Consider the following 10527-nt stretch of genomic DNA (forward strand, 5'->3'; position numbering starts at 1 on the left):
GTTCATCTCCACTTCGACCGAAATCAAGAAGTCGGCGAAACGTGAAAAGTTAACGATTCGGTAGCAAATCCACAAGCCTGCGACCAACAAGAATGCGTTCAAAGCGTACCGGACAGCCGTCGCATTGCGTTCGAGGAAGCTGAATGCGCCGATCGAAACGAGGGCGTTATTCAACGACCAGATCCCCGCCAGCACGAACAACGCCAGCACGGCGAACGTCACCTGCCGGGCGATCCGCCCCTGGCTGCGCTTGTACACGTCCGCGCGGAACACTTCCCGCAACAGCAGTCCGACGCTCGATTGTTTTTCTGTCGCCATGAGTTCCATTTCCTTTCGCCACCGCGGTCCATGCGATGCAGAAGGCTGCTACGCCGCCGACGAACGAACAAACCTTGAAAGCCGCCTCACCAAGCCCTCGTTGCGGCACGGTCTCCCGACCGTGCCACGGCGTTCAGGACGGTTTCTCGATCTTTCGCTCGCCGATTTCTGTTTCTTCGACTTCCAGGGCCGCGCCCAGGCGGCGGCCAACAGCCAAGCAGGGGCGGCGGGAATCGAACTCGCAACCTCTGGTTTTGGAGACCAGCGCTCTGCCAATTGAGCTACGCCCCTAACAATCCGGCGGCACGAGTCCCAGGGGACCCGCGCCGCGCGAAATTTAACGTCATTTCCCGCTTCGCCCGAGGGCGTCGCGTTACTGCAAAATCTTCGTGACGACGCCCGAGCCGACGGTGCGGCCGCCTTCGCGAATCGCGAAGCGAACACCCTCGTCCATGGCGATCGGGCTCATCAGCTCGACCGACACCTTCGCGTTGTCGCCCGGCATGCACATTTCCGCGTCGCCGACCAGGTTCGCGGTGCCGGTCACGTCCGTCGTGCGGAAGTAGAACTGCGGCCGGTAGCCGCTGAAGAACGGCGTGTGACGGCCGCCTTCTTCCTTCGACAAGACGTAAACCTCGGCTTCGAACTTCAAGTGCGGCGTGATCGAGCCCGGCTTGGCCAGCACCTGGCCGCGCTCGATGTCTTCGCGACGGACGCCACGGAGCAAGCAGCCGACATTGTCGCCCGCTTCGCCGCGATCCATCGTCTTGTTGAACATTTCCACGCCGGTCACCGTGGTCTTGCGACCTTCCTTGGTGAAACCGACGATTTCGATTTCGTCGCCGACCTTGACGACGCCGCGCTCGATTCGGCCCGTGGCCACGGTTCCGCGACCTTCGATCGAGAACACGTCTTCGACCGCCATCAGGAACGGCTTGTCGACTTCACGCGGCGGCTGCGGGATGTAGGCGTCGACCGCGTCCAGCAGGTCCGAGATGCACTTCGTCTTCTCGGGATCCTTCGGATTGTCGTACGCCGGCTTCGAAGCGCCACGAATGATCGGAATCTCTTCGCCCGGGAAGCCGTAGTGCGTGAGCAGCTCGCGGAGCTCCAGCTCCACCAACTCCAGCAATTCCGGATCGTCGACCAGGTCGATCTTGTTCAGGAACACCACCAACGCCGGCACGCCGACTTGGCGGGCCAACAGGATGTGCTCGCGGGTTTGCGGCATCGGACCGTCAGCGGCCGACACGACCAGGATCGCGCCGTCCATTTGGGCGGCCCCAGTGATCATGTTCTTGATGAAGTCCGCGTGGCCCGGGCAGTCGATGTGGGCGTAGTGACGCTTTTCGGTCTCGTATTCGACGTGCGAGACGGCAATCGTCACCGTCTTCGTGGCGTCGCGAACGGTACCGCCCTTGGCGATATCCGAATAAGACTTGAAGTGGGCCAATCCCTTCGCGGCCTGCACCGCCAAGAGCGCACCGGTCGTCGTCGTCTTGCCGTGATCGATGTGACCGATCGTGCCGACGTTGCAGTGGGGCTTAGTTCTTGCAAACGTTTCCTTGGCCATTTCTGATATTTCTCCCTGCGTTGATTCGAACCTGGCAGTCTCTTTGGAAAGTATTTTCAATCGCCCGCGCCGCGGACTGACGTTTCAACAGGCGGGCCAGCGGGAGTTCAATCCCACACCGGCGGCCTCGCGCGTGCGATCACACAACTTGGCTGTCTTGGTCGCATGTATTCCTGCTTGCCGCGGGCATTCGCGAGCGACTGCCGAGAGCTGCTGAAGGGACTTGAACCCTTGACCTCGTCCTTACCAAGGACGCGCTCTACCAGCTGAGCTACAGCAGCGATGAACTTTCTCGCCGCCCACGCTGCACGCCGCGGCCCGCGAAACGCGTGCTTCTTCAGCCGCTTCGCAAACCGTCGTCAATTCATGTTCTCTCGTTGACTTCTCCTAAGCGGGTGAAGGGAATCGAACCCTCGTATGAAGCTTGGAAGGCTACTGCTCTACCATTGAGCTACACCCGCATTCAATGGGGAGTGCAGGATTCGAACCTGCGAAGACCGAAGTCATCAGATTTACAGTCTGACCCCTTTGACCGCTCGGGAAACTCCCCCAGATCTTTCTTGGAACCGAAATCCGTTTCACGCGAGCCAGGGGGGACGACTCCCTCGTTGACCGCTATTGCTTCATTTCGCGGCAACCTGTTGCCCCCTCAGGCGTTGCGCCCGAAAAAACAACAACCAGAAGTCTCGCGAACACTCAACCAGCTAGCGGAGGGACTTGAACCCACAACCTGCTGATTACAAATCAGCTGCTCTGCCAGTTGAGCTACGCTAGCCCATTCGATCCACCACGAAAACCAATAAATATAACCAACAAACGACGACCTGCAATACGAGACTCGCGGAAAAACGATCCGTGGTGGTGATCGCTCAATCCACTCCGCCCGCACCAGGGGAAGGTCCGATTAGACAATTTCCCCCGCCCGCTGGCGAGGGGGCGCAAGAACAACATTTTTGGCATCTCCACCCGGGCGCACCCGCCAAGGCGATTCCACTAGCCCGACGCGCCAGCGAGGGGGAGTAAACTCCGTTCGGTGTTCGGCGTCTACTCCCCCTCGCTGGCGCGTCGGGCTAGTGCTTCGTCAAATCCTGCTTTTCGGGTGTCTCAAAAGCGCGGGTGGCTGGGGTCGAATGTACTCATTCGCCCCCAGCGCGCTTGACCTGGGGGCGAATGAGTACATTCGACCCCAGCCACCCGTGTGTTTTGAAGACCCGAACTTCTGACGCTGACGCAGCGCTATTGGGTGTGCCAACTGCAAGGAAACAAAAACCCGCGGCGAGGTTCGCCGCGGGCTGTTTTCTGGCATCAAATTCGACGTCCCCGGCGATTACTCGCCCGGATCGTCGATCTTTTCCTCTTCGGCCGCCCGGCGGAGCTTGTCCAAGGCCCGGGCTTCGATCTGGCGAATCCGCTCCTTGGTCACTCCCATCTCGGCCCCGACCTCCTTCAAGGTCAGCGGTTCGTTTCGACCATCCAGCCCATAACGGCTCTTGATGATCTGCTGCTCCCGCTCGTCCAGTTTGTCCAGAATACGGCCCACCTGGAATTCTCGCAGGCGCTGCCCGCTTTCCTGCTCGTACTGATCGGCCCGCTGATCCTCGGCCGCCAGGAACATCTCCTGCTGTGTCGTGCGAAAGCGGTCGCGATGCTTGAGCGAATCCGGAATCGTCCGGGCGAAGTTCTTCATGATCGCCCACGAGGCGTACGTGCTGAACTTGTTGCCGCGAGCGTAGTCGAACTTCTCCACCGCACGGATCAACGACATGTTTCCGTCGCTGACCAACTCGAAGAAGTTGTCCGACATGCCGACGTGCCGCTTGGCGATCGAAACCACCAACCGCAAGTTCGCCCGGATGATCTTGTTCTTCACGTCCACCGACGCATCGTGCAGCTGTTCGATTTTGTCCATGTCCGCACTGCGGGCATGGGTCGGATCGATCTCCGCACGCAGCTTGGCCGCATAGTGCTTGAGGTAGTTGAACTGGCGAAAGAGGTGCATTTCCTGCTCGCGATTCAACAACGGCACCTCGTACAAGCTGGCCAAATACGGCGGCAACCCGGCCGGCAATCGTGTCTTCCGCGGCGCCTCTTCCGCGGCCGGCATCGGTCCCATGATCACCGACTCGGCATGCGCCTCGTCGAACAACGTGTTCGTGATGCAGTCCATCGGCAGGGCCATCAGCCGCGCCGCCCGCATCTCGTTGATGATCCGGTAAATGCTGGTCTTGGTCCGCCCATACTTCTTGACCAACGTCTCGACGGGCGTGCCGCGACGATAGAGCTGGAAGATCTTTTCCTTCCCCTCGTCGGTCAGCGGTCCGGTGTGATCCGGAAACACCGCGGCGTCCGGGTGATCCTTATCGAACTGCCGCAAGGTGTAGCGCACCGTTTCCACGCTGCGCCCCATTTCCTTGGCCAGCCGCTTGGTAATCTCTGACGTACTGCCTCCGTCCCGGGCCAATCGCCGGGCATTAAGAATGATTTGTTCGCGGTCGATCTGCGTGAGCTGGCTGAACTTGCCGCCCCGCTCGACGCGCTCCGCATGATCCTGCACAAAGCGATCGACCGAGCTCTGCAAGAATCCGACCCGCTTGCGCCCATCGACCATAAAGCGGCGGCCGACCAGACCCTGGCGGCGCCAACGCGAAATCGTCTTGGTCGAGACGTTCAGCATGCGGCCCAATTCCTCGACGCTCAGCACCCGCTCGCCCGCATCGTTGACGGGAATGTCGGCCGAGTCCGACAGGTCCTCGACAAACAACGGCAAGTCGTGCTGAGCTTCGCGCCCCGTGATCTTCAGATCCGGATACGTGTTCGGCCGGAAGTCGGTGATCCGGTAGCACAGATACTCGTAGGTATACGTGCGCTTCGGATCGATCTCCGACAGCAAGTGTTCGGCGCGCTCGATCTGCTCCATCCGCCGTTCGCGCGGCGCGAACTTGACCTGCTGGTCGCGGAGCTGACGGAGTCCAGGATTCTTGTAAGTGATGTGCATGATGCTACCTCTTTCGCGCTGAACCTTGACGGTGTTCCATGCGATCCCATCGCCCGACAAAGCTGTGTTCCCAAGATGTCCCGCGGTTCCTCACCCCATCGTGGCCGTTAGGACCCGCAAATGTTAACGATTTTCGTGGCGCTTGAGTCCTCGTTTTCGAAGTGCCTTCGAGAACTCGCGTTCCCCTTGCCGTTCGCGTCAACCCTTCTACGTATTCAAGTGCCGTTTCGTCGAATAAAAGTTCACTGCTTTTGATTCAAGTCCCAGGGCAAAGGTTTCCAACATTCGCGAAGTTGTTCGATTTTGATGCAACTGCGGCATTTTTGCTCACCAACTTCCCCCAGCCTGGCTCCGCCGCGACCCACCTCTATTTCGCCTCGACTGGCCGTTCCTTTGCCTCGCCGCAACCGCAAGCTTTGACTTGCCGTAACACTTTGCCAGACAATGGATTGCGAAGTCCCAACTGAATTATGCCCGATTCTTGGAGCACAGGACGACCGCGAGGCACGCTTTGGATTGAACTTTCCCCAATTCCTAGACGATGCTGCCAAAGTGGCCGTTGCGATCGCCCTTATCTGCACATTCCGTTCCGAACTGAAAAAGAGCCCTTTCCTATGAAGTTTCACCTGCTACGGCGATCGGTTGCCGCGACCTGCCTGCTGGCGACGCTCGCGTTGACGACCACGGCCAAGGGGGCCGGTCAGGCGCTCACCAGCGCTCGCAAGGCAGGCGATACCGATAAGGTCGAAGCCACGCTCGAAATCGGCGGCACCCTCAAAATGGTGGGGGAGTCCGGCGTCGAGAAGCTCAAGATGACGGCCTCCGGCACGGCCAAGTATCACGAAAAACTCTTCCAACGCGCCACGCCCGATTGGGTCAAGCTGCGCGCGTTGCGCGAATACGAAGCCTGCGCGGCCACCATCCAAGTCGAACAGCGCACCACCACGCCGACGCTGCGCCCCGACCGGGCTTCGATCGTCGTCGCTGGACAAGAAAAGGTGTTGCAACTTTTCGGCGTCGACGGCCCGCTGACGCGCGACGAACTGGAACTGATCGAATTGCCCTGCAACACGGCCATTCTGGACGAGCTGTTGCCTGCAAAACCCGTCGCCGCCGGTGATACCTGGGAACATTCCGCCGAACTCACCGCCGCGCTCTTCGGCCTCGACGCCGCCGGCGTTTCGGATTTGAAAAGTAAGCTCATGAAAGTGGAAGGAAATGCCGCCACGATCGAGCTGAACGGCCAGATCCAAGGCGCCATCAAAGGCGTGACCACGAAGATCGACGTCAAAGCCCGTTACAAGTTCGACCTCAAATCAAAACGCGTCACCTGGGTCGGCTTGTTACTGAAAGAAGACCGCTCCATTGGACACGTCGGCCCCGGCATGGAAGTCACCGCGAAACTCCAGATCACGATCCAACCCGGCGCGAAGCACGAGAAACTCGCCGCCATGAACGACGCCGGAGCGCTCCAAGAACTGGCGCCCGAGCACGCGATGCTCGAGTACGAGCCGCCGCAGGGCTATTACCGCCTGCTCTACGATCGCCGCTGGCACGTCATGACCGACGAACCGAACCTCGTCTCGATGCGGCTGGTCGATCGCGGCGAACTGCTGGCCCAAGCCAAAGTCTCCACGCCCGTCGGCGCTTCGCACACGCAAACGGCCACGATCCAAGCCTTCCAGCAAGAGATCCAAAAGTCGCTGGAAGAGGAGTTCGGCCAGTTCGTGGAATCCACCACCTCAGAAAACAGCCTCGGCGTCACTACGCATCGCGTCGTGGTCCACGGCGTAGTCTCCGACCTGCCGATCGAATGGCGTTACTACCTCCTAGTCGGCCCCGCCGGCCGCCAGGTCGTCGTCGCCTTCACGCTCGAAGAAGAACAAGCCTCACGCTTCGGCAACGCCGACGAAACCCTCATCGACTGCCTGGAGTTCAACAAGCCGCAACCCGGCGAGACCGCGAAAACGGTACGGCTAAAAGTCCCCGTCTCGGACGACACCGCCCAAACCATCCGCCTGAAAGTGCGGTAATTGTTTTTCGAAAGCGAACGTGTCGTGGCTCGCAGTGTCTTAGTGGCTCCATGTAGTTAGAATTGCGGTGTGGGAGCGACGGCCTTGAATTCGAAGAAAAAGTCCATTCTTGATCGCATCAAGCACCTCGAGGACGCGATCGCAAAGGGACATGAGTATTTGAACTCCGGCGCACATGCGCAATGGGCAGGGTTTCGGCCTTTATTTGCGGCCAAGGAGAAAGATGGAAGGGCACTGCCGCCTCACCCGGACTGGGTGACGAACGTGTTCCTTCCCCGACGTGAACGCTCGTTGAAACAAGCGGAAGAATCGCTTGAACGAGTAAACGCATCGTCCGGCTAAGCGATTTACGCGACTACTGCTGCCGCGCCACCACAAAGTACGTTAACCCCTCCACCACCATCTTCGCCGCGCTTTCGGGAAGCTGCGCAATTTCGGCACGCGCTTGCGTCGCGAATTCCTCCGCCCGCGTGCGGGCATAACCAAGTGCGTCGCACTGCGTGAACCACGGCTGCAGCGCCTCGCGGCGATGGTTGCCGGAGCGCGTCAGGATTTCCAGGATCGACGGCTTTTCGCTCGCCGAGACTTGTTCCAGCAGCCGGATCAACGGTAGCGTCGGCTTCTGCTGCTCCAGGTCGGTCCCCAGTGACTTCCCGGTCGTCGCCTCGTCTCCCTCGAGGTCCAGCAAGTCGTCGACGATCTGGAAGGCAATGCCGAGCGCACGGCCGTAGCGGCCCATCGCAGCGGTGAGTTGCTTGTCGGCGCCAGCGTAGTGCGCGCCGAGCAAACAGGAGCACGCCGTCAACTCGGCGGTCTTGGCCTCGATGATGCCCAGGTACTCGGCTTCCGTGAGCGAATACTTCGCCCGGCTATCGATCTGCCGCAGTTCCCCTTCGCAGACGATATTCGTCGCCCGGCCGATGACCTGGCACGCGTAGGTGGTTTCCAGCGTGCTGGCCAAATAGAACGAATGGGTAAACAGGAAGTCGCCCAATAGCACGCTGGCCTGGTTATCCCACCGAGCGTTCACGGTCTCCAAATGCCGACGCATCGCCGCTTCGTCCAGCACGTCGTCATGCACTAGCGTGGCCGTGTGAATCATCTCCACCACGGCGGCCAACACGTGATGATCCTTCGTCACGCGTCCGCAGGCTTGCGCCGCCAAGAGCAACAGCGCCGGCCGCAGCCGCTTACCACCCAGGCGGAAGCCATGCTTGACCAACTCATCGACGTACGGGTAATCGCTGCGCAGCTCGGTCTTCAAAATCTGCTCGACCCGCGCCAATTCCTCACGGATCGGGGCGTAAAGCAAATCCAGTTGCTGGCGAGTTTCCGGCCGAACAGCGGCGACGGGCGTCATCGAGCTTTCCTGCAAATCTTGACCAAAACAAAACCAATCTCGGGTCGCGTCGGCCTGTGCTCCGCCTGAAACCACGTTCGGTGCTTGGGTGCCACTGGCGGCTCGTCCGCCAGTGCCGGAGTTGACGTTGCGGCACACTGGCGGACGAGCCGCCAGTGGCACCCGAAGCGTTTCTTCAAACAGAGCCTAGCATTCCGCCACCCAATCTACGATCTACAAACCGTCGAGTCCCACCCAAACTTAACCGGCGCCGCGAACGTAATGCCCGCTCCGCCCACCGGACTTCTCCTCCAACCGGATCTCGCCAATCACCAAATCCTTGTCGATCGCCTTCACCATGTCGTAAATCGTCAAGGCGGCGGCCGAAACCGCGACCAGGGCTTCCATTTCCACTCCGGTTCTCGCCGTGCAGCGGACCGTAGCGGAAATCTCAACCACTTCCGGCTCGGGCTGCGCAAAGGCAATCTCCACGCTATCCAGGGGCAGCGGATGGCACAGCGGAATCAACTCGGCCGTCTTCTTGGCCGCCATGATGCCCGCCAACCGCGCCACCTCGAACACGTCCCCCTTGGCCGTCGGTCCAGAGCGAATCCGTTCCCACGTCGCCACTTGCATCCGCACAAGCCCCGTCGCTCGGGCCATCCGCGCAGTCACCGGCTTCTGGCCGACGTCCACCATCCGGCTAGCGCCGTCCGCATCGAAATGCGTCAATTCACTCATCATCGAACGCCCATTGTAGACCCCCCGGGGGCACAGTCGAGGGGGCGGTGGCATGTCGTCCGGTGGGCGGTCATCACAACCGTGCGGCAGATGTCTTGCCGCTCCGGAAGACGATCGCGATGGATGCCATCGCCACGCAACCGATGGCGAAAGTTGACGGCTCGGGCACGGCCTGCGGCGTAGTCGCGCCAAAGAAGTTCCGGACATTGTTGAGGTCCGTGATATCGACTTGCCGGTCGAAGTTTGTGTCCCCCCCAACAATGCTGTCGCCGGATAGTCCGAAATTGTTTCGGACGTCGTTTAAATCAATAATGTCGACCTTACCATCAAGATTAGTGTCAGGTTGAAAGAGCGTGACTTCGCCCGTTGAGTAGAGTTGGCTGGTATCCACAAGTAAACCGCGTGGAGCAACAACCGCATCAAAGCGATTCGCGACGTCGAGTGGGTCCGGCCAATCGAAAAGGTCAATAGTGCCAGAAATCGGCCGTCCAAGTCCCCACTTACTGTCTACGATTTTGAGCGTGCCCCCCAATGTCACTGAGGTCGAGTCGTGTATTTCGATCGGCGTGTGGAATCCGATGCCCTTTCCTTGTTGGATCAGGACCTCCAGCTGAGCGCCTTCGGCAACTACAAATGACTGCGACACTTTTACTCCGACCCTCCCGCATTCCATGGAGCACAAGTCTGCAGTGAGCAACGTCAGTGTATCGCCGGCGAGCAAATTCAACCCACGAATCTCGCCATCAGAGTGAATTGCGTTACGCAAATTCACCGACGGATCAGGTGTTCCCAGGGATCTTCGTAGATCGGCGCCGGTAAGATCAGCATTGACCATTTCCAAATTGGTAAAATTTGCGAAACGCAAAACAGAGTTGGAAAGGTTCTGGTGGCTTAGATCCAAGCCAGCCAGGCCGAATCCTGCGAAGTAGACGCCGCTTAAGTCCCGATCTTTGTAGCTTTGCGTTGAATAGAGTTGCTCACTTTGAATTCCATATAAAATGGAACCGCGGACAATAGTGCCGGAAAAATCGGCGTCTTGAAGTGAACAGCAAATCTGCGCATTGGCCAGATTTGATCCGGAGAAGTTTGCGTTCGTCAGGTCTCCGTCCAGTGCAGCGAAGGCCAACTCGCGATGATCGAGTTGCACGCCAGGACCCATTGTGATCCCCTCCGTCCCTGGAATTACCTCGCCGTTGTCCCAGCGGTAGATGTCGGCACGGCTAATGCCCGACAGGCCAGCCACCACAACCAGGATCAGCAAGCAACGAATGGCGTTCATCGAATCGGCCCCTGGCAAAAATGAACTGGCCTGCAACTCCCGCGTCGACTGCCATTCTCATTTGCTGCATCAGCGACCGCAAGTATCTTCGAACCCCCGTTTCGGCGGCCCTTCGAGCTACCGCGAAAGGTTCCCGCGACTGTCGACCGCGTCTCAATGTCCGTAGCGGGAAATAAGGAATTAGGCCTCGCGTGAATTACAAGCTAGGGGACTTGCCTCAACCTACGAGTCGGCAAATGACCCTACAAC

8 protein-coding genes and 5 tRNA genes are annotated in these 10527 nt (G+C 59.5%); 2 read left to right on the plus strand and 11 right to left on the minus strand.

The window, feature by feature from the left end:
- From SGJ19_04325 to SGJ19_04360, 8 genes are all read right to left on the minus strand, one after another.
- On the minus strand, nucleotides 1-318 hold a 318-nt coding region (locus tag SGJ19_04325; protein ID MDZ4779461.1), incomplete at its 3' end, for a preprotein translocase subunit SecE.
- Between the two features lie 218 nt (nucleotides 319-536).
- A tRNA-Trp gene (locus SGJ19_04330) sits at nucleotides 537-609 on the minus strand.
- Nucleotides 610-691: 82 nt separating this feature from the next.
- Nucleotides 692-1891 carry an elongation factor Tu gene (gene tuf / locus SGJ19_04335; GenBank protein MDZ4779462.1) on the minus strand — a complete coding sequence of 400 codons (1200 nt, stop codon included), beginning with the start codon at nucleotides 1889-1891 and terminating at the stop codon, nucleotides 692-694.
- Between the two features lie 208 nt (nucleotides 1892-2099).
- Nucleotides 2100-2172, minus strand: a tRNA-Thr gene (locus SGJ19_04340).
- A gap of 109 nt (nucleotides 2173-2281) precedes the next feature.
- Nucleotides 2282-2352 (minus strand) — tRNA-Gly (locus SGJ19_04345).
- A 6-nt stretch (nucleotides 2353-2358) separates the two neighbouring features.
- Nucleotides 2359-2441: transfer RNA gene (locus SGJ19_04350), tRNA-Tyr, on the minus strand.
- Between the two features lie 152 nt (nucleotides 2442-2593).
- A tRNA-Thr gene (locus SGJ19_04355) sits at nucleotides 2594-2666 on the minus strand.
- A 552-nt stretch (nucleotides 2667-3218) separates the two neighbouring features.
- Entirely contained in the window at nucleotides 3219-4886 is a 1668-nt protein-coding gene (locus tag SGJ19_04360; GenBank protein ID MDZ4779463.1) for a sigma-70 family RNA polymerase sigma factor, read from the minus strand.
- Between the two features lie 614 nt (nucleotides 4887-5500).
- Here SGJ19_04360 and SGJ19_04365 point away from each other — a divergent pair.
- Both SGJ19_04365 and SGJ19_04370 read left to right on the plus strand, forming a co-directional pair.
- On the plus strand, nucleotides 5501-6919 hold the full coding sequence (locus SGJ19_04365) for a hypothetical protein (GenBank protein ID MDZ4779464.1): 1419 nt from the start codon (nucleotides 5501-5503) through the stop codon (nucleotides 6917-6919).
- An 84-nt stretch (nucleotides 6920-7003) separates the two neighbouring features.
- Nucleotides 7004-7261: a hypothetical protein gene (locus SGJ19_04370; GenBank protein ID MDZ4779465.1), complete on the plus strand. Its 258-nt coding sequence runs from the start codon at nucleotides 7004-7006 to the stop codon at nucleotides 7259-7261.
- A 13-nt stretch (nucleotides 7262-7274) separates the two neighbouring features.
- On the opposite strand, the gene SGJ19_04375 is transcribed toward SGJ19_04370, so the two are convergent.
- The 3 genes from SGJ19_04375 to SGJ19_04385 form a co-directional block, all read right to left on the minus strand.
- Nucleotides 7275-8279, minus strand: a complete 1005-nt coding sequence (locus SGJ19_04375; protein MDZ4779466.1) for a polyprenyl synthetase family protein — start codon at nucleotides 8277-8279, stop codon at nucleotides 7275-7277.
- A 240-nt stretch (nucleotides 8280-8519) separates the two neighbouring features.
- Nucleotides 8520-8999 (minus strand): cyclic pyranopterin monophosphate synthase MoaC, encoded by a 480-nt coding sequence (gene moaC, locus SGJ19_04380; protein ID MDZ4779467.1) that lies wholly within the window; start codon nucleotides 8997-8999, stop codon nucleotides 8520-8522.
- 73 nt (nucleotides 9000-9072) lie between these two features.
- The gene (locus SGJ19_04385; GenBank protein ID MDZ4779468.1) at nucleotides 9073-10278 is read right to left on the minus strand and encodes a pentapeptide repeat-containing protein; all 1206 of its coding nucleotides are present in this window, start codon (nucleotides 10276-10278) and stop codon (nucleotides 9073-9075) included.
- Nucleotides 10279-10527 lie beyond the last annotated feature (249 nt).

This window comes from Planctomycetia bacterium (genome assembly GCA_034440135.1).
Classification (GTDB): domain Bacteria; phylum Planctomycetota; class Planctomycetia; order Pirellulales; family JALHLM01; genus JALHLM01.

Bases quoted from the DNA above. Each gene is read 5' to 3' on its own strand.
- tuf (MDZ4779462.1), bottom strand. From the start codon at position 1,891: ATGGCCAAGGAAACGTTTGCAAGAACTAAGCCCCACTGCAACGTCGGC.
- SGJ19_04360 (MDZ4779463.1), bottom strand. From the start codon at position 4,886: ATGCACATCACTTACAAGAATCCTGGACTCCGTCAGCTCCGCGACCAG.
- SGJ19_04365 (MDZ4779464.1), top strand. From the start codon at position 5,501: ATGAAGTTTCACCTGCTACGGCGATCGGTTGCCGCGACCTGCCTGCTG.
- SGJ19_04375 (MDZ4779466.1), bottom strand. From the start codon at position 8,279: ATGACGCCCGTCGCCGCTGTTCGGCCGGAAACTCGCCAGCAACTGGAT.
- moaC (MDZ4779467.1), bottom strand. From the start codon at position 8,999: ATGAGTGAATTGACGCATTTCGATGCGGACGGCGCTAGCCGGATGGTG.
- SGJ19_04385 (MDZ4779468.1), bottom strand. From the start codon at position 10,278: ATGAACGCCATTCGTTGCTTGCTGATCCTGGTTGTGGTGGCTGGCCTG.